At 71.8% G+C, this 19,451-nt stretch carries 14 protein-coding genes; 6 read left to right on the top strand and 8 right to left on the bottom strand.

Annotated features, from left to right (window positions below):
- Nucleotides 1-156 precede the first annotated feature (156 nt).
- Nucleotides 157-2,268: a phosphocholine-specific phospholipase C gene (locus AE652_RS13765; protein ID WP_049651624.1), complete on the top strand. Its 2,112-nt coding sequence runs from the start codon at nt 157-159 to the stop codon at nt 2,266-2,268.
- An 80-nt stretch (nt 2,269-2,348) separates the two neighbouring features.
- On the opposite strand, the gene pcp is transcribed toward AE652_RS13765, so the two are convergent.
- The 6 genes from pcp to AE652_RS13735 form a co-directional block, all read right to left on the bottom strand.
- Nucleotides 2,349-3,032: a pyroglutamyl-peptidase I gene (gene pcp / locus AE652_RS13760; RefSeq protein ID WP_079272827.1), complete on the bottom strand. Its 684-nt coding sequence runs from the start codon at nt 3,030-3,032 to the stop codon at nt 2,349-2,351.
- A 130-nt stretch (nt 3,033-3,162) separates the two neighbouring features.
- Complete coding sequence (locus tag AE652_RS13755; RefSeq protein ID WP_049651623.1) at nt 3,163-4,356, bottom strand: alpha-hydroxy-acid oxidizing protein; 1,194 nt, start codon at nt 4,354-4,356, stop codon at nt 3,163-3,165.
- A 146-nt stretch (nt 4,357-4,502) separates the two neighbouring features.
- Nucleotides 4,503-5,735, bottom strand: a complete 1,233-nt coding sequence (locus AE652_RS13750) for an MFS transporter (RefSeq protein ID WP_082345708.1) — start codon at nt 5,733-5,735, stop codon at nt 4,503-4,505.
- A 154-nt stretch (nt 5,736-5,889) separates the two neighbouring features.
- Nucleotides 5,890-6,618, bottom strand: a complete 729-nt coding sequence (locus AE652_RS13745; RefSeq protein ID WP_049651622.1) for a MerR family transcriptional regulator — start codon at nt 6,616-6,618, stop codon at nt 5,890-5,892.
- Nucleotides 6,619-6,681: 63 nt separating this feature from the next.
- A complete protein-coding gene (locus AE652_RS13740; protein WP_049651621.1) occupies nt 6,682-7,596 on the bottom strand; it encodes an alpha/beta fold hydrolase in 915 nt (304 codons plus the stop codon).
- Nucleotides 7,597-7,688: 92 nt separating this feature from the next.
- A complete protein-coding gene (locus tag AE652_RS13735; protein WP_049651620.1) occupies nt 7,689-8,681 on the bottom strand; it encodes a GlxA family transcriptional regulator in 993 nt (330 codons plus the stop codon).
- Between the two features lie 112 nt (nt 8,682-8,793).
- Here AE652_RS13735 and AE652_RS13730 point away from each other — a divergent pair, with 112 nt between their 5' ends.
- From AE652_RS13730 to AE652_RS13710, 5 genes are all read left to right on the top strand, one after another.
- Nucleotides 8,794-9,435, top strand: coding sequence for an HD domain-containing protein (locus AE652_RS13730; RefSeq protein ID WP_049651619.1), 642 nt, complete (start codon nt 8,794-8,796; stop codon nt 9,433-9,435).
- Nucleotides 9,436-9,649: 214 nt separating this feature from the next.
- Nucleotides 9,650-11,131: a DUF2079 domain-containing protein gene (locus AE652_RS13725; RefSeq protein WP_049651618.1), complete on the top strand. Its 1,482-nt coding sequence runs from the start codon at nt 9,650-9,652 to the stop codon at nt 11,129-11,131.
- A 144-nt stretch (nt 11,132-11,275) separates the two neighbouring features.
- Nucleotides 11,276-11,701, top strand: a complete 426-nt coding sequence (locus AE652_RS13720; protein ID WP_049651617.1) for a GntR family transcriptional regulator — start codon at nt 11,276-11,278, stop codon at nt 11,699-11,701.
- Nucleotides 11,702-11,814: 113 nt separating this feature from the next.
- Nucleotides 11,815-12,747: an ABC transporter ATP-binding protein gene (locus tag AE652_RS13715; protein WP_049651616.1), complete on the top strand. Its 933-nt coding sequence runs from the start codon at nt 11,815-11,817 to the stop codon at nt 12,745-12,747.
- Nucleotides 12,744-13,742, top strand: coding sequence for an ABC transporter permease (locus AE652_RS13710; RefSeq protein ID WP_049651615.1), 999 nt, complete (start codon nt 12,744-12,746; stop codon nt 13,740-13,742). Before AE652_RS13715 ends, AE652_RS13710 begins: the two co-directional genes overlap by 4 nt.
- Nucleotides 13,743-13,748: 6 nt before the next feature.
- On the opposite strand, the gene AE652_RS13705 is transcribed toward AE652_RS13710, so the two are convergent.
- Together AE652_RS13705 and AE652_RS13700 are read right to left on the bottom strand one after the other, a co-directional pair.
- The gene (locus AE652_RS13705; protein WP_049651614.1) at nt 13,749-18,377 is read right to left on the bottom strand and encodes a caspase domain-containing protein; all 4,629 of its coding nucleotides are present in this window, start codon (nt 18,375-18,377) and stop codon (nt 13,749-13,751) included.
- A gap of 19 nt (nt 18,378-18,396) precedes the next feature.
- The gene (locus AE652_RS13700; protein WP_049651613.1) at nt 18,397-19,281 is read right to left on the bottom strand and encodes a hypothetical protein; all 885 of its coding nucleotides are present in this window, start codon (nt 19,279-19,281) and stop codon (nt 18,397-18,399) included.
- Between the last annotated feature and the right edge of the window lie 170 nt (nt 19,282-19,451).

Raw genomic sequence — 19,451 nt, 5'->3', positions numbered from 1 at the left:
CCCATCCGGGTCCCGGATGGGGGTTCTTCGCGTTGTCGGGGTGTTGGTCGAATGATCATGCGGCGTTCGCTGGAGGACCGTGTACATGACGGTTCGTGGGCCCCTATGGTCGAGCCTTCTCGTCCGACCATGCACTCACGACGCGAAGGACACCACGTGGCCTCCATCGACCGGCGCCGTTTCCTCCAACTGGGCGGCGCCTCCGCGGCCGCCGCCGGCCTCGCCGCCTTTCCGCCCGCGGTTGCCAAGGCCATGGCGCTGCCCGCGATCGGCAGGACCCGTTCGATCGAGGACGTCGAGCACGTCGTCATCCTGATGCAGGAGAACCGTTCCTTCGACCACTACTTCGGCACCCTGCGCGGCGTCCGCGGGTTCGACGACCCCCGGCCCACGCTGCTGCCGAACGGCCGGCCGAACTGGCACCAGCCGGCCGCCGCCGTGAAGACCGGCCGCTACCACGACCGCGGCCTGCCGGCCTCCGAGCAGGAGGTGCTGCCCTGGTACATCGACCCCCGGAACACCACCGAGTACCAGGCCGGTACCGACCACGGCTGGAGCAGCGGCCACCTCGCCTGGAACGAGGGGCGCCACGACCAGTGGGTGAACCAGAAGCAGGACGTCATGACGATGGGCCACCTCAAGCGCCAGGACCTGCCGTACCACTTCGCGCTGGCCGAGGCCTTCACCGTCTGCGACGCGTACTTCTGCTCCGTCCACGCCGACACCGCCCCCAACCGGATCTACCTCTGGACCGGCACCAGCGACCCGCGCAACGCGTACGGCCGCCGGCCCAACGGGCCCGGCCTGTGGGAGCGCAACGACACCAACGGCTACACCTGGACGACGTACCCCGAGCGCCTGGAGTCGGCCGGGGTCAGCTGGAAGCTCTACCAGGGCGGTTCGGGCGAGCCGGGCACGCCGACGGACAACTACACCGACAACTCGCTGATGTTCTTCGAGCGGTACCAGGTGGCCGAGGGCGCGTCGGGCCCGCTGGTGGAGAAGGGTGCCACCGACCACACGCTCAAGGAGTTCCGGGCCGACGTCGAGCAGGGCCGGCTGCCGCAGGTCTCCTGGATCGTCCCGCCGTACAAGTACAGCGAGCACCCCTCCGCGACGCCCACCGACGGCGCGTACTACATCAACCTCGTACTGGACGCGCTCACCGCGAACCCCGAGGTCTGGGGGCGGACCGTCTTCCTCATCAACTACGACGAGAACGACGGCCTGTTCGACCACGTCGTCCCGCCGATGCCGCCGGTCGCCAGCCGTCCGGGCGGCCCGGGCATGGTCTCCGCCGACCTGGAGGCGAGCCTCGGCGACGAGCTGCTGGACCTCTCGAAGTACCCGGGCGAGATGAGCCCGCTGGTCCCCGGCGCCGACCCGGGCGGCCTCCAGCCGATCGGCCTCGGGCCGCGGGTGCCGCTGATGGTCATCTCCCCGTGGTCGCGCGGTGGTTGGGTCTGCTCGGAGACCTTCGACCACACCTCGGTGCTGCGGTTCCTGGAGGCCCGTTTCGGCATCGAGGAGCCCAACATCAGCGCCTGGCGCCGGTCGGTCTGCGGCGACCTCACCTCGGCGCTCGACTTCCGGGGCACCGACGCGCGGCGCGTCCGGATCCCGGTGCCCGCGCCGATCGCCTCGCAGGGCAAGCCCTACCAGGTGCCGCTGCCGCAGCGGATGCCCACCCAGGAGCCGGGCACCCGGCCCGCCCGCGCCCTCCCGTACGACCTGCGGGTCAACGAGGAGGAGACGGACACCGCCGGGCAGTTCCGGCTCGAACTGGAGAACCGGGGCTCGGTCGGCGCGTGGCTCTACGTCTACGACCGGACGGCGCCGACGGCCGCCCCGCGCCGCTACACCGTCTCGGCCGGCGACACCTTCGCCGACTTCTGGCCGCTGACCGGCGCCGGCGACTACCACCTGGCCGCCCACGGCCCGAACGGCTCGGTGCAGGAGTTCGAGGGCACGGCCCGGGCCGGGCTGGTGGCGCGCTTCGACCCGTCGAAGAACCAGGTGCGCGTCACGGTCGCCAACCACGGGCCGGTGGCCAGGACGGTCACCGCCGAGAACGCCTACGCGAAGGGCTCGAAGCAGAGCCGCTCCCTCCGCCCCGGCGCCTCGGCCCGGTTCACCTTCGAGCTGCCCGCCGACCGCCGCTGGTACGACGTCACGGTCGCGGCCGCGGACGGTCCGGCCTTCCGCCGCCGCTGGGCCGGACACCTGGAGAACGGCCGCCCCGGCACCAGCGACCCCGGCCCGCGCTGACCGGACGGGCCTCCGCGGACGGAACCGGCCCGCGCTGACGGGCCCTCGTCGACCGGTCCGGTCGACGGGGGCCCGGGCGGTCAGCCGCCCCGGCGGGGCAGCCAGGTCCGTCGGCGCGGGCCGGCCACCGTGCCGACGGGCGGCGAGTGGAGGGCGGCCACGGCGCTGCGGATCAGGATGCGCACCCCCTCGGCCGCCGTCTCCGCCGACATCGACGCGCTCGTGTCCCGGCCGGACACCTGGCTCGGCAGGTACGGCAGACGCGCGAACCCTCCGCGCAGCTCCGGGCGTTCGGTGGCGATCAGGTGCGCCAGCCCGTAGAAGACGTGGTTGCAGAGGTGGGTGCCGGCGGTGTGCGAGACGGTGGCCGGGATCCCGGCCAGCTGGACCGCCGCCACGCAGGCCTTGACCGGCAGCGAGGAGAAGTAGGCGGCCGGGCCCTCCGGCACGACCGGCTGGTCGACCGGCTGGTTGCCCTTCCGGTCGGGAGCGCGGACGGCGTCGTCGAGGTTGACCGCCACCCGCTCGACCGTGAGGTCCGGGCGGTTGCCGCCCTGGCCGGTGGCGATGACCAGGTCCGGCTCGAACCGGGCCACCGCCCGGCGCAGTTCGGCGATCGAGTCGCCGTACACCCAGGGCAGCCCGGCGAACTCCAGGGCCACTCCGGCCGGCGGACCGGCGGCGACCAGCCGGCCCGCCTCCAGGGACGAACTCAGGGGATCGCGGCCGAACGGTTCGAAGGCGGTCAGCAGGACGCGGATGATGGCGGACCTCCCAGCGTACGGGAACGTACGGACCCGATTTGTGCCTTCGAGCGTAGGGCCGTCCCGAATGTCCCGGCAAGCCCCGCAGGTCGCGGTCGGGCACCGTTGGACACCGGGACTTCACCCGGCGTCAGGTCCGGCGCAGCGCGCCGTCCGCACGGAGCGAGTCGAGGGTGGGGTAGCCGTCGACGGCCATCAGGAGGTCGGCCTCGGCGAGCAGTGACCGCAGCACGTGGACGATGCCGTCGGTGCCCTCCAGCGCCAGGCCGTAGGCGTACGGGCGGCCCACGCCGACGGCGGTGGCGCCGAGGGCGAGCGCCTTGACGACGTCGGTGCCCGAGCGGACGCCCGAGTCGAAGAGGACGGGCAGTCCGTCGGCGGCCGCGACCACGTCGGGGAGCACGTCGAGGGCGGCCAGGCCGCCGTTGGCCTGGCGGCCGCCGTGGTTGGAGCAGTAGACGCCGTCGACGCCACCGTCCCTGGCGCGGCGCACGTCCTCGGGGTGGCAGATGCCCTTGAGGAGGATCGGCAGGTCGGTGAGCGAGCGCAGCCAGGGAAGGTCGTCCCAGGTCAGCGGGTTGCCGAAGACGCCGGCCCACTCCAGGACGGCCGCCCGCACGTCCTCCTCCGGCGCCTTGGCGAGGCGGGCGCGGAACACCGGGTCGGAGGTGTAGTTGGCCAGGCAGTGGCCGCGCAGCTGCGGGAAGTTGGCGGTGGCCAGGTCGCGCGGGCGCCAGCCGGTGACCCAGGTGTCCAGGGTGACGACGATGCCCCGGTAGCCCGCGGCCTCCGCCCGGTGCACCAGGCTCTCCGCCAGTGCCCGGTCGGTGGGGGTGTAGAGCTGGAAGAAGCCGGGGGTGTCGCCGAACTCGGCGGCCACCTGCTCCAGCGGATCGACCGTCAGGGTGGAGGCGACCATCGGGACGCCGGTCCGGGCAGCGGCCCGGGCGGTGGCCAGGTCCCCGTGCCCGTCCTGCGCGCACAGGCCGATCACCCCGATCGGCGCCATGAACAGCGGGGTCGGCAGCCGCAGGCCGAACAGCTCCACCGACAGGTCCCGCGTGCTCGCGCCGACCATCATCCGCGGCACCAGGCCCCACCGCCCGAAGGCGGCGACGTTCGCGCGCTGGGTGGACTCGTCGCCCGCGCCGCCCGCGACGTAGGAGAGCACCGACGGCGGCAGTGCCGCGCCCGCCCGCGCCTCCAGCTCGGCGAAGGCCATCGGCAGTGTCGGCAGCACGCCGCCGAGCCCGTGCAGGTAGATCTCGGTCTGGTAGTCGCCGAACCGCCCCTGGAACGCCGGGTCACTCTGCTGGTAGACCATCCGCCGGCCGTCCTTCCGTCCGCACCCGCCCGGGACCGTCCCGGCCGACGCCGCCCGCCCACCCCGCAGGACGGGCGGGCGGGTCGACGGCACCCCGGCATTCTCGCCACGAACCGTGCCGACGGCCAGGGTCGGGGCGCGGGTGTTCAGGGTGTCGGCTCGGGACGCACCCGGTGGCCGTACCGCCACACGGTGGCCGCGGCGAGCAGGGCGACCGCCCCGCCGAGCAGCATGACCGTGGCGGGGGAGGAGTGGTCCACCACCAGCCCGCCGGTCAGCGCGCCGATCGAGAAGCCGGCCTGGAACGCCGCGGTGAAGACCACCCCGGCACCCTCCGGGGCGTGCGGGGCCGCGGCGAGGAACCAGCTGAGCGAACAGACCGGGACGGCGCCGTACGCCACGCCCCAGAGGGCCAGCAGGACGGCGGCGCCCGGACCGCCGGTGCCCAGCAGCGGCAGCAGCAGTGCCGCGGCGGCGAGCAGCACGGCCGCCGTGCCGAACACCGGACGCAGTGCCCCGGCCGCCCGGCCGCCGGCCAGGACGTTGCCGAGCAGTCCGGCGGCGCCGTAGCCGAGCAGCAGGGCGGTGACCAGGCCGGGGCCGGCGTGGGTGGTGCCGGTGAGGAACGGGGTGACGTAGGTGTAGCTGCCGAAGTGGGCCGGCACGATCAGGAAGGTCACCGCGATCCCGGTTCGGGTGCCCCGGCCGGCCAGCAGTCCGCGCAGCACGCCCAGCCCGGTGGCGGTCAGCGGGGGCAGCGGCGGCAGCGACCGCAGGAGGGCGGCCAGCGCGAGCACGGTCAGCGCCGCCATCGCCAGGAAGGCCGCCCGCCAGCCGGCCACGGAGCCGAGGAACACCCCCGCCGGCACGCCGAGCACCGAGCCGAGCGGGACGGCCGAGAAGATCAGCGTGTTGGCCCGGGCCTGCCGGTGCTCCGGGACGAGGCGAGGGGCGAGCCCGGAACCGATCGACCAGAACGCCCCGATGACCAGACCGAGGGCGACCCGGGCGGCCAGCACCGCCCAGTAGGCGGGGGCCAGGGCGCTGAGCAGGTCCGCCAGGGTCAGGACCAGCAGCAGCGCGCAGAGCATCGTCCGCCGGTCCGCACGCCTGGTCGCGACGGTCACCACGGGGGCGGCCACCGCGGCGACGATGCCCGGCAGGGTCATCATCAGCCCGGCCGTGCCGTCGGAGATCCGGAAGGTGGCGCCGATCGGGGTCAGCAGGCCGATCGGGAGGATCTCGGTGGTGACGATGGAGAAGACGCCGGTCGTCACGGCGAGGACGGCGAGGGTGCCGCCGCCGCTGCGGGGGCGCGACTTCGGGGTGGGCGGCTTCGGGGTGGGCTGGGTCGAGCTGAGGGTGGTGCCGGTCGGCATGCCGGAGGTCCCGTCGGTGGGTGGTGGGTGTGTCACCCGAAGTCCACCAATCCGACCGGGGGTTGGGCTGGCGTGAATCCGACGTCAACGCTTCCGCGCGGGGCCGGCGGTCCGGCGCGTCGCCCTGCGGTTCGGCGCGGCCCGGGGCCCGGTGCTACTCGGCGGCGTGGCGCCGTCTGGCGCGGTGCGCGATCTCGCCGAGGATGCGCTGCCAGGTCGGCGAGGCCTCGGCGAGCCGGGAGAAGATCACCGCCTGCTTCCCGGGCCGGCTGCTGTCCCGCCCGTGGGCGACCTCCCACGCGTCCAGGTCGTCGATCAGCCGGTCCACGCGCGGATCGTCCGGTGCCCAGCCGAGCGACTGGTCGCAGAGCAGGAACAGCCGCGTCGTCTCGGGGTCGTCGAAGCTTGCGTTCTTCTCCTGGATGCCCCGGCGCATGGCCTCCGGGTCCAGGGCCTGGTGCAGGATCCAGGTGTCGCGTTCGAGCCGTACCGACTGTTCGCCGACCCCGAGCGCGCGCATCCGGTCCAGGATGGCGACCACCTCGGGCGGCAGGGCGAGCCGTTCGCCGCTCGCCAGGTCGGCGATCCGGCGGCGGTGCTCGGCGAGCTGCTCGATCCGGCGCTCCAGTTCGGCGTCGAGCTCGGCGACGGCGGCGGCGAACTCCTCGGGCCGTGCCCGCAGCATTTCGTCGATCCGGGCCAGCGGCACGCCGGCGTCGGCGAGCGTCCTGATCCGGATGAGGTCGACCGCCGCCTGCGCGCTGTAGCGGCGGTAGCCGGAGCCGTCGCGTTCGGGCTCGGGCAGCAGTCCCACCTGGTGGTAGTGGCGCACGGTGCGTACGGTCACGCCGGCGGTCGCGGCGAGTTGACTGATCGTCAGCACCGGTGCGCTCCTGTCGTGTTGACGGCCTGCGGCCGGGGTGGTGCCAGGGGCCGGGGTCGAAGCCTAGGCGCGGCCCGCCCGGTCCACGACGTCGCGGATCGCCTGGACCACGGCGTCGGCCCGCTCGAAGACGAACTGGCTGTGGCCGGTGTCGGGGAGGATACGCTGCTCCCCGTCCGAGACGGCGTCCACCATGGCCGCGTACAGCCGCGTCTTGCCGTCGTGCATCGCCCGCAGGGCCTCCTCGGACATCAGCGCCTGCTGGCCGGGGTCGACGCCCAGCGGGGTGAGCGCGATCAGCGGGACGTCGGGCAGGTCCGCCCCGGCCCGCAGCTCGACGGCCAGGTCGGCCATCGAGGCGCGCTCGGCGATGCCGGCGTGGATCCAGCGCTCGCTCACGTGGTACTCGACCACCGCGTCCCGGACGTCCGCCGGGAAGTCCACGAGCAGTTCCGCGGCCATCTGCCGGATGCCCGGGAGTGCCTGCCGCAGCTGCTCCTCGGTGGGCGACAGCCGCACGCTGGCGGCCAGGCTCGCCTCGGCGGGCATGTAGTCGTCCCAGTCCCGGTGGAAGGCGTCCAGCCAGACCAGCCCGGCCACGTCGTGCGGGTAGCGCTGGGCGAAGCCGTGGGCGTAGGCGCCGCCGAGCGAGTGCGCGACCAGGACGTACGGGCCGGGGACGCCCTGGGCGTGCAGCAGTTCGTGCAGTTCGGTCGCCACCTCGGCGGCGGTGCGCGGCAGCGCGGCCTCGTCGCTGAAGCCGGTGCCGCCGCGGTCGTACACCACGGCGGTGGTGAACCGCGAGGCCCCTTGCTGGACGCCGAAGTAGTCCAGGCCGATGGCGCTCGCGCCGGGCAGGAGGACGACCGCGGGCCCGCCCGTGCCCTGGCGGTGCAGGTAGAGGCGGCGGCCGTCGATCTCCTGGAAGCCGCCGACCGGGGGGTGGAGCGGAGTGCTGGAGGTGCTCTCGTTCGTCATGCGGCAAGCCTGCAACCCTGACGTAGCGTCAAGGTCAAGCGTCCGGTCGCGGGACTTCCCCGGGAGGGGCCGGGCCGCCGTCGCGGGGGGCGTCAGGGGCTCGGGGCGTTCGGGGCGGCCGTGGTGGTGAAGCGGTTGCGGAACTCGGTGGGCGTGGTGCCCAGCCGGCGGGCGAAGGCGCGGCGCAGGGTCTCGTCGCTGCCCAGGCCGCTGAGCCGGGCGGCGGCGGTGATGCCGTGGCCGTCGAGGAGCAGCTGTTGGGCGCGGTCGAGGCGGACGCGCTCGACCCAGCGGGCCGGGGTGGTGTTCAGCTCGGCCTGGAAGAGCCGGGTCAGGTGGCGGGTGCTGACGGCGGCCGCGGCGGCCATCGCGGGCAGGCTGTGGTCGGCGCCCGGGTCGGCGAGGACGGCGTCGGTGAGCGTGCGCAGCAGGCCGCTGCGGGCCGGCGGGGTGGCCAGGGCGGTGGAGAACTGCGACTGGCCGCCCGGGCGCTGCACGAAGACGACCAGCTCGCGGGCGATGGCGCGGGCGGCCTCGGCGCCGTGGTCGTGCTCGACCAGGGCGAGGGCGAGGTCGATGCCCGCGCTGATGCCGGCGCTGGTGTGGTAGCGGCCGTCCCGGACGTGCAGGGCGTCGGGTTCGACCCGCACCCCGGGGTGGCGGAGCGCGAGGGCGGTGGCGTGGCGCCAGTGGGTGGTGGCCCGGCGGCCGTCGAGCAGCCCCAGCGCGGCGAGCACGAAGGCGCCGCTGCACACCGAGGCGACCCGCCGCGCCCGCCCGGCGAGGCCCTCCGCGGCGGCGAGCAGGGGTGCGTCCGGTCCCCGGGCGGCCAGGTGGTCGGCGCCGGCGACGACCAGGGTGTCGAGGGGTTCCCGGGGGCCGGGTGCTCCCTGGACGTCGTCCGGTGCGGCGGTGTCCGCCAGGGCCACGCCGTTGGAGGCGGTGACGGTGCCGCCGCCCGGGGAGACCAGGACGGTCCGGTACGGGTGGCCGAGCCGGCCGGCCTGGTGGAACACCTCCAGCGGACCGCTGACGTCGAGCAGCGTCACCCCGTCGAACACGAGGAAGGCGACCAGGCGCGTCATGTCCGAATCCGAGGTCCGGCTGTCCGTACCGACATGGCGGCAGCGTACGCCACCGGGCGAGGGTGGAGGAGTCGACCGAACAACCCCCGAAACGAATGAACGCGGAGGAACCATGACGAACGAGACGATCGCGGGCGTGTGCGTCCCGGACAGCGCCCTGGCCCGGGAGGCGACCGAACTGGTGCGGGAGGCGGCTTCGCCCCTGCTGTTCGACCACTCGCGCCGGGTGTTCCTGTTCGGGGCGCTGCGCGGCGCCGAACAGGGGCTGGAGTTCGACCCGGAGCTGCTGTACGTGGGCGCGATGTTCCACGACCTCGGCCTCACCGGCCGCTTCGCCCGGACCGACCAGCGGTTCGAGATCGACGGTGCCGACGAGGCCCGCCGCTTCCTGGCGGCCCACGGCATCACCGGCGAGCCGGCGCAGCGGGTCTGGACCGCCATCGCCCTGCACACCACCCCGGAGATCCCGCTGCACATGGCGCCGGAGATCGCCCTGGTCACCCGCGGCGTGGAACTGGACGTGCTGGGGATCGGCTACCACGCGATCTCCGCGGAGCAGCGGGCCGCCGTGGTCGCGGCCCATCCGCGGCCCGACTTCAAGAACCGCATCCTGGCCGCGTTCACCGACGGCATCAAGGGCCGCCCGGACACGACCTTCGGCAACGTCAAGGCGGACGTGCTCGCGCACTTCGTGCCCGGCTTCGAGCGCGGCGACTTCGTGGAGGTGATCAAGGGCTCCGAGTGGGAGGAGTGAGCCGGGGCGGGGCCCTCGGCTGAGGGGTTCTGGTCGCGGGCGTTGGATGCGGGCGCTGGCCGTGGGCATTGGTTGCGGGCATCGGTCGGGGGCGTTGGACGCGGGCTTCTGAGGGCAGCCCGGGGGCCCGGTCGGCGTCGCTCGGCCGGGTTTGACGGGGGCTCGGGGTTCCACCACCCTTCCACTAATCGAATAGTGAAAGGGTACTTTGCCGATGCCCGCTCCCGCCTCCGTGTCCCGGGCCGTTCCGAGTACGGCCGCTCTTCCGTCCGTACCGCCCCGCGCCCGCCGCCCCGCCCCGCTCGCGTGGGGCCTGGCGGCCGGGTTCGCCGCGCTGTACGCCTGCGTCGCCGTCAACCGGCACCGGCGCGGCCTCACCAAGGCCTACGACCTGGGCATCTTCGAGCAGGCCGTCCGGGCGTACGCCCACGGGCAGGCGCCGATCGTGCCGCTCAAGGGCCCCGGCTACCACCTGCTCGGGGACCACTTCCACCCGCTGATCGCGGTCCTCGCCCCCGCCTACCGGGCCTTCCCGAGCCCGCTCACCCTCGTCGTCGCCCAGGCGCTGCTGATGGCGCTGGCCGTCGTCCCGCTGACCCGCTGGGCCCACGAGGTGGCCGGGCCGCGGGTGGCGCTGCTCGTCGGCTGCGCCACCGGGGCCTCCTGGGGGATCGTCCGGGCGGCGGCCGACGACTTCCACGAGATCGCCTTCGCCGTCCCGCTGATCGCCTTCGCCGCCACCGCACTCGGCCGGCGCCGACCGCTCGCCGCCGCGCTCTGGTCGCTGCCGCTGCTGCTGGTCAAGGAGGACCTCGGGCTGACGGTGGCCGCCGTCGGGGTCCTGATCGCCTGGCAGGCCCGGCGGGAGCGGCACAGTAGTCCACTGCCCGGGCTCGCCCTCGCCGCCTTCGGGCTCGCCGCGACCGCGCTCACCGTGCTCGTCGTGCTCCCGGCGTTCAACCCGAGCGGGGGCTTCGACTACTGGCAGCAGCTGGACGGCGGCGGGCAGGGCGGGCAGGCCTCGCTCTGGGAACTGCCACTGCGGCTCGGCTGGCCGCCGGTCAAGTGGCTGCTGCTGTTCCTGCTCGCCGCCACCGCCGGCTTCATCGGCCTGCGCTCGCCGCTCCTGCTGCTCTGCGCGCCCACCCTCGCCTGGCGGCTGTTCTCCTCCAACTCGCACTACTGGGGCGTCAGTTACCACTACAGTGCGGTGCTGATGCCGATCGCGTTCGCGGCCCTGGTGGACGTCCTGCGCCGGGTTGACGCGGGTCGCCGGGGTGACGCGCGCCGCCGCGTCGAGGTGCGCCGGGCCAGGCGCGGGCTCGCCGTCAGCGCCCTGGTGGCCGCCGTGACGCTGCCGCTCTACCCGCTGCACGAGGTGGTGATGCCCGAGGCCTGGCGCACCTCGCCCCGGCTCACCGAGATCCGGGCGCTGCTCCACCGGATACCCGACGACGCCACCGTGGCCGCCTCCAACCGGCTGGCGGCCCAGCTCACCCGCCGGACGGAGGTCACCCTGGTGTGCCGGGCTCCGGAGGGCCCTGGCCCGCAGTGGGTGGCCGTCGACCTGCGCGACCCGAGCGTGCAGGCCCCGTGCGCCACCGCCGACACCGCCCGGATGCTGGCCGTCTACCGGGAGCGCGGCTACCGGCCGCTGGTCGAGCAGGACGGCCTGCTCCTGCTGCAACGCCCCTGAGCCGCCTCCTGGGCCGGACAACCCCGAGCACCGGACAACCCCAGACCGGACAGCTCCAGACCGGACACCCCCGGGTCCGGCTTGACCCGCGCGGCGCCGTGCGCCACCATTCCACTATTGAACTAGTGAAAGGCTGAATCGCCGGTGATCGAGTACCGCATCGAGCGGCGCAGCGGCGTCTCCACCTACCAGCAGATCGTGCAGCAGACCAAGCAGGCCCTGCGGCTCGGACTGCTCCAGCCCGGAGACAAGCTGCCGACCGCCCGAGAGGTGGTCGAACTGACCGCGATCAACCCCAACACCGTGCTGAAGGCCTACCGCGAACTCGAACGCGAAGGCCTGGTCGAACCCCGCCCGGGGCTCGGCACCTTCGTCCGGCGCTCGCTCGCCCGGCCGGAGGCGGCGGCGGACGGGCCGCTGCGGGCGGGCCTGGTCGGGTGGGTGGACCAGGCCCGGGAGGCCGGACTGGAGCGCGAGGACATCACCGCGCTGATGGCCTCCGTCCTGGAGCAGCGTTTCGACACCGGGGTCTCTGCGTCTGGGGCCTCCGACTCCGACGACGGGGTCTGAGGCTCCGACACCGGGGGCCGACACCGGGGCTCCGACACCGGGGGGCCCGAAACCCCGACACCGGGGCCTGCGGCTCCCCGGCAACACCGAACCGAGAACAGTGGGGGGACCGGGTGGACGACCCGACGACCACGGCGCCCGCGACGGCGCCGGCCCTGGAGGCCGAAGGCCTCGGCAGGAGGTACCGCGGCGGCTGGGCGCTGCGCGGCTGCGACGTCACCGTCCCGGCCGGGCGGATCTGCGGCGTGGTGGGCCCCAACGGCGCGGGCAAGAGCACCCTGCTCTCCCTCGCCGCCGGCCAACTCGCGCCCACCGAGGGCAGGGTGCGGGTGCTCGGCGCCACCGCCGGTGCGCCCGAGCTGCGCGCCCGGGTCGCCTACGTGCCGCAGGACAAGCCGCTCTACCCGGGCCTCACCGTCGCCGAGACGCTGCGGATGGGCCGCGAGCTCAACCCGGTGTGGGACGAAGCCGTGGCCCAACAGATCGCAGAGCAGGGCGAGTTGAACCCCAAGGCGCGGATCGGCTCGCTCTCCGGCGGCCAGCGCACCCGGGTCTGCCTCGCCCTCGCCCTCGGCAAGCTCCCCGACCTGCTGCTGCTCGACGAACCGATGGCCGACCTCGACCCGCTCGCCCGGCACCAGCTGATGGGCACCCTGATGTCGGTCGCCGCCGAGCGCGGCGCCGGGATCGTGCTGTCCTCGCACATCCTCCCCGAGCTGGACGGCGTCATCGACCACCTGCTCCTCGTCCAGCGCGGACGCGTCCGGCTGGCCGGTGACCTGGAGGAGATCCTCGACGGGCACCGACTGCTCACCGGGCCGGCCGCCCAGGGTTCCTCCCTGGCCGCCGAGACGGTGGTCGAGCAGCGCGTCAGCGGCCGCCGGGCCGTCGCCCTGGTCCGCACCGACGAGCCGGTGGACGGCGACTGGGAGAGCGAACGCCCGAGCCTGGAGGACCTGCTGCTCGGCTACCTCCGGGCCTCCGCCGACACCTCCGCCGACAACCCGAACCGCGTGAAGCCCGACCCGAACGGGGTGGCCGCATGAGCACCGACCTCCTGCCCGACCGGGCCCCCACCTCCGCACCCGCCGACCGCCGGCCCGCCACCCCCGCCCTGCGCGGGCTCATCTGGCTGACGCTCCGTCAGAACCGCTTCCTGCTCTGGACCCTGGGCGTGCTGCTCGTCCTCGCGGTGGCGGACCTCGTCTGGATCCACGTCGCCCTCCGCCACATCATCGGCGTCCTGCGGCGGACCGGCTGCTACTACCCCGACTCCTGGTCCGAATCGGAGTGCTGGGCCCTCCTCGCACCGATCAACCGCCCCAACTTCTGGTACCTGGAGGTCCTCCAGCCCGCCGTCACCGTCCTCCCGCTGCTGATCGGCGTGTTCATCGGCGCCCCGCTGCTGGCCCAGGAGTACGAACGCGGCACCATCCGGCTGATCCGCGCCCAGTCCGTCAGCCCGGCCCGCTGGCTGGCCGTCCGCCTCGCCGTCCCCGGCCTCGCCGTCCTGGCCGTCAGCGGTGTGATCGCCGTCCTGATGACCTGGGTGTGGTGGACGGACATCGCACACGGTCCGGACGCCTTCGACCCGCCGTTCCAGTTCTTCACCTACCCGGCCATCGGCCTCGCCCCGGTCGCCTGGTCCCTGTTCGCGCTGGCCCTCGGCGTCCTGGTCGGCCAACTCGTCCGCCGCACCCTCCCCGCGATGTTCGCCACCGGCGCCCTCGTCGCCACCGCCCACGGCCTGGTCGTCTGGGCCCGCCCGCTCTTCTACCCGGTCGTGGAACAGGTGGCCCCCGTGGGCACCGCCCAGCCCACCAACGCCTGGCTCATCGACCAGGGCGTCGTCTTCCCCGACGGCACCCGCGTCACCACCGACTCCTGCGCCCTCAACACCACCTGCAACACGGCCAGCGCCTCCTGGCTCCGCTTCCACCCGGCCGCCCACCTCACCCCCATCCAACTCGTCGAAGCCGGCATCCTCCTGGCCCTTGCCGCGGCCCTCCTGATCGCCGTCTTCCGCCGCATCCGCGCCTAGCGCGGCTCACGGCTTCTGCAACAGCCGTCGCTTCCAGTAGGGCGTGAGCCGAGGACGGATCAGAACGACGCCCTGCTGGGTGGCGACCCCGAGGTCCAGATGCGGGCTGTGGGGCCGGGCCGCGAGTGAGGTGATGAGCGCAGGGAGGGGCGTTGACCACACCTCCTCAGCATCGGGGAGGCTGAACAGCCTGATCCCGAACTCGTCGCTGATGGCGAGCAGCGCGTCGCCGCTGGGCGCCGCCCCCGTCCACAGCAGTCGCCGCGCGCGAATGGGCAGTTCGCGAGCGGCGACTGCTGGGTGGGTGGAGTCCCAGACGACGACGGGAGAAAGGTCAGTGTCGTCATGGCCCAGTCCGGGCATGTAGACGAGTGCCGGATCGCCCGACTTCGTATCGGCCCAGCGGAGGTAGTAGCTGCAATCATTGGCGAGGGTGCGGAGTTCGGAAATGCCGACCTTGGGTTGAGGTGGATACACGGTATGGAACCGGTTGTTCTCCAGGTCGAGAACCATCACATGGTTATCGGTAGTGGCGATGGCGATATAGCGGGTGCCGGCGGCGTCGTGATGCGGCGCCAGTGAGGCAGGTGTCGTTGGCAGTGCGATCAACTTATCGTTGATGGGCTGTCGAGTTGTTGCGTTCCAAAGGTAGATGTGCACCAGTGAATCGGAATCGCTTGCCCCAGCGAAGGTTCCGTAGCCGGTTGTTGAAAAATCCCGCTGAGGCGATTCCTTGGCGATCGCAATGAACAGCACGGTGTCACCGGAAGCAATCGTGAAGCCAGCCGTAAAGGCCGCCGTCGACTCGGTATCGACTTTCCATGGACTGTCGGTGACGATCGTTTCCCCGGGGGATGTGGAGTAAAAGATGCGGCCGTTCTCTGAGTCAAATCCGACCATTCGGACTTCAGAGTGCTCGGCGATTGGTGGAATCAGGTGACATTCAGTCCCCCATGGGGTGTCGGCGGGAACGCTCACTGGTGAATTGACTATCGATCCATCGATCGTGAGCTGGTGCCAGGAGAAGCCTGTCGTGAGGTTATTTCCTCGGCGCTCACCAGAGCGTCTGCTCAGCAGGTGAAAGTTGCCATTTTTGTCCTCTGCGTGGACATCGAATCCTAATGCGTTCACTTCTGGCAGGTTGTGTGCGATCAGTGGTTCGTATGTGTCGGATCCCTGATCCAGCGAGGTGCTGCTGACCAATCGAAGGCCGACCCATGAGCCGACGATAAAATCCTGGGATCGAACGGACCAGCTGTGGATCAATACAGTTGTTGATTTGTCGTGCCTTCTCTCCTCATGGTTCTCGATGGAATCCGCCGGAAGTCGGCCGTCGAAACGCACATTCCAAAGCCGGGCAGTCCCGTCATTGCTGACGGTCAGGATGTCTCGTGAGCAGATGTCGGATTGGGCGAGCATGTGGAGGCCGGATGCGGCGCTCTCGTGGCCGCAGAGTGTGTATCCGGTGGATGAGCCCGTAGTGCAATCGATGATATCGACATCGCTGTCAAGAGATGCGCGTGCAGCACGGACCCGGCTGTCACCGGCGAGTGTGAACGGGAGGAACAGGTGGTTCATTGTGGCATGTGTTCGGGTTTTCTCCGTGAGGCCGGTCGCCGAGGAGTACGTGGCGATGAATCCCAGGGACTCGACCACGAAAGCGACATGCTGTAGGCCATGTCGAATAAATGACCCATTGCGGGGGTGGTCCAATAAGCGGATAGCTGTGCAGATCTGCGCGTTCTCGCAGTCGAGTAGTAGAATTCGGCCACTAACTTCCTCTTCCGGTTCCCAAAGTGCGATAAGCGGGCTGCCAAGTTCTCGAGATGGGTGGTCAAATATCGATGCCCCAATCAGGCCGTCCACTAGAATAGTTTTCGCCCAGTTGTCGGCGGCGGAAAATTCGGTGACCTCTCCGCTTCCGCTATCGCATATCACAAGGTGCGTTGTGTCGTCGCTGTATCGGACGAGAGCGGCGGTTGCTGTCGGATCGGCAGGGGCTTCCAGGAGGGTTTTCCCCGCTGAGTCGATAATCGTGATGCGATCCTGGGAATGGCAGACCACCACGGGCGTGCCGTCGTCCAATTCGCCGACATCCAGGATCGTTCTATAGTGCGCTTCTTGGATATGGTGGACGACATCCTGGTCGCTGATATTCCACACTCGGAGATCGCCCAGCGCGTCGAGCGTGACAGCCAGCGCATGATCAGACGTGGACGGCAAGGCCCTTACGTGAGTGACACGCGAGGAGTGCATGAGCGTTGTGGAGAGTGCTGGGGTGTCGATCATCCAGACGTAAACCTCCGGCCGCCCGGAGGCAAGCGCGAGCACTGCCCGGTTCCGGTTGGGCAGCACGAGGTCGTCGAAGTACCACCTACCAACCACTGACGTCGTTGAATACGTCCCATCGTGGTGCCTGCCCACGATGCGGTGCGGGGTCACCGTCCTGGCCTCGACCCTGATGCGTTGTACCGACGAGGACAGTCCCTCCGCCCGTCGGGCGAAGACGGCGGCGCCGTGGGATTCGGCGGTGAAGGCCAGGAGAGCGGCCCGGTCGAGGCCGGAGGGCGCCGGAAGTCCGACGAACCGCTCGACCACCATCGCCAGCACCGGATCACACGAGGTGTGCCGTACGGCGGGCAGCAATTCGGTCGGGTCGGTAGCCAGGATGAAGGACGGGTCCTCGACCAGCTCCTGGATCGACCCGGCTGCCGCTGCGTGCGTGGCCAGGTGTTGGCGTATGTAGGGGAGCGCCTGCTCCCACCGCCGGCCCGGTGTCAGATCGAGCAGGACCTCGACGAACCCCTCCTGCACATCCTGGAGGTCACGGACCTTGAGTGTGCGCTGACGGAGGTAGTCCGTAAGCTCCTGGTGGTAGAGGCGGAAGTGCTTGGTCCGCGACACCTCCGCCCAGGCCAGATATGATCCGTCCTCCTCCACCAGAGCGTCGATGTCCGCTTCCCGCAGCGCGATGCCCGATAGCCGGGAAGCGACCAGCAGCCAGATCCGACGCGGCAGGCCGTTGCCCTCGCCGAAGGCCAGTGCTGTGAGGAGCGCCATCACGGCCTCGGCCCGGTGATGGGGGACCCGTCGCAGGTAGGCTTCGAAGGCGCCACCGACATCCGATGGAAGGGACTCCGCCCAGCCGGGGACCGTCGTATCCAGAACGTCCCCGCACAGGAGCGCACTTGCTGTCATACGTGCCACCAGGAAGCAGTGCCTAGCTCGCCGGGCGACCTCCGCTGCGATGGCGGCGATCTGCTCCTCCAGACCGGAGTACGGCGAACCTGCATCCCCGAGGATGCGGCGCACGTATTCGGCCGTACTCGTGTCGTCAGCGTACTCCGAGCTGTCCAGATCGATGGCGCTCACCTGCTCGCCGATGTGCGGCAGGAGTTCCCAGCGCGACCCCACGACCAGCCGCACACACGGTACGGCGCCCAGCGGGCGCAGCAGGTCCCAGGCGATGCGTCGGGCCTCGGTCCGGTCGCCTGCCGGGCCTGCCTCGTCGAGGGAGTCGATCACGATCCGCAGCGGGGCCTTCCGCTTGGCGAGCGCGGTGAGCAGGGCCGCCGGATCGGTTGCGCGGACGTCGGCGGCGGCGGCGAGGCGGGCCACTAGCGCCTCCAGGCTCTGGTGGCGGGCGTTCACGGAGACGTCCGAGTAGCCTTCCAGCACCAGCCGCCCCAGTACGGCGGACTTCCCCGAGCCGGGCGCGGCAGTGACCACCAGTGCCCCGCGCCTGCCGGGCCCGGCCATGGTGTCTCGCAGCCTGCCGAGCGCCTTGCGACGGCCCGTGAAGTACGACCCCGGGTCATGGACGTGCTCCACGCCCCGCCCACGGGGCTCGAAGTGCGAGGACAGGTCCGATGCGTCAGCCGCCACCTCCCGCTCGCCGACCTCTGCGCTCGCGTCGTAGCCGGGGTTGGGGAAGAACGGCGGTTGCGCGCTCTGGTGGTTCGACGAGCAGGCGACGCGCTGCCTGCGCCCCTCAGCGGTGAACGCCTGGTTGACCTTGGCCGCCACCGTAGAGGGCGAGAGGTACCGCTGCGATGGTCCGTCGCCCGTTGCACACACCTCGATGAACCGGGGAACGAACCCGCCGTCGTCGGCGAGGTCGCGGTGACGGGCGGAGGCGAGGACCCAGGTACCGGCTCCGCTGTCGTCGCCGCGACGCCGCGACGCCGCGATGCCGTCCGTCACGGCCTGGATCTCTGTGGAGCCGATGGCGGCATGGCAGGAGTCGATGACGAAGAGGACGTTCCGCAGCGGCGAGGCCGCCAGGACCTCGGCCATGTTCTGCGGCGACAGCCACGAACGGGGCCGGCTCAGACGGGTGTCGGCGCAGGCGAGGCGGTACGGCGCGCCCGGGACCGACTGGTCGCCGTGGCCGGCGTAGTACACGACCACCACGTCCTCCGTCGTAAGCCTGCCGCTCGCGCACCAGTCGGAGAGCGCGTCCTCGAATTCGGTGGACACCGGGTCGCGCGAGACCTCTCCGAGCACTCGGGTGTAGCCCATCGCCGGCGCTGTGAGGAACTCCGCGACCCGTTCGACGTCGTTGAGGGCACAGGGGAGACGGGGGAACTCATCAGCACCGTACGAGGACGTACCGGCAGCGATCAGGTAGTGCATGGGGCTGGCCGGTCTCCTCTTACTTTAGCCCTGCGGCGACGGCCCGGCCGGTCTCCACCGCGGTGAGGTAGTGCGTCGCGTCGTGCATGTGCGAGCCGTTGTTCACCGGGACGTCGGTGACCCGGGGTCCGAAGGCCAGGCGGAGTTCCCGTACGGCGGCGACGATGTCCGTCGCGTCGGCGACGTTGGTCCAGGCGCGGAGAGGCTTGGGCCACCGGGCCTTGCGGTTCAGGGGCTCGGGCTGGAGGCGGTCCAGGACGAGTGCGCCCATGCCAAGCGGTGAGCCCAGGGTGACGAGCATCCGGACGTCCCAGTCGGGGTGGCCCTCCTGGCACAGGGTCTCGTACGCGACGACGGAGCCCAGCGAGTGAGCCACCACCACCCGGGTCTCCGGGCCGATCTGTGCGGTCAGTCGGTCGCGGGCTGCTTCGCGGATCCGTTCCTCCGCGAAGTAGCGCGTCAGCTGCTTCAGGCTGCCGATCAGCGCCGCGTCCAGAACGCCGCGCAGGTACGTCGCGCCGGTGAGGGCGTCGAGGGCCTTGCGGACCGTGCGGATCCTGAGCGACTGGGACAGGCCCCAGCCGACCGTCCCGCGGGTACCGGGCTCGTCCGGGGCCGGGACGCTTGGGTCCGTCAGGGCGGCCTCCGCCCACCAGGCCATGAGGAGTTGGAACTCCTCCTCGGTCTCGACGTCCGCCGCGTCGTAGGCTGGCTCGTACCCGGCGCGGGTGTCGCGGGGACGGAACAGGTCGCCGTAGAACGCGACGGCTACGTCCGTCGGCTCGGGTACTGGGCCGCCCGCCAGCCGTGCGCCGCCCATGAGTTCGGGGACGACGTCCCGGGCTAGCGAGTCCTCGCTGAGGTACTGCTTGGCGACACCGTGTATGAAGACGACCTTGGCCATTGTTCCGCCCCTCCCTGCGTGGCGAGAGCCTACCGCTGGTGGTCACGGCCGTGGTCCCGTACGGGCGAATGGAATCATGGTGCGCGTCCTGGGTGTGCGGAGTGAGGCGGGGGTCGGGTGGTGGGGGAGCGGCGGCGGGGTGGGCGGCGGGCCGGGGAGGTCCTTGCCGA

Origin of the sequence: Kitasatospora sp. MY 5-36, assembly GCF_001182915.1 — a bacterium.
In the GTDB taxonomy this organism is placed as follows: Bacteria; Actinomycetota; Actinomycetes; order Streptomycetales; family Streptomycetaceae; genus Kitasatospora.
The sequence above is the reverse complement of the archived record's forward strand: the minus strand, read 5'-3'. Positions and strand labels throughout refer to the sequence as shown.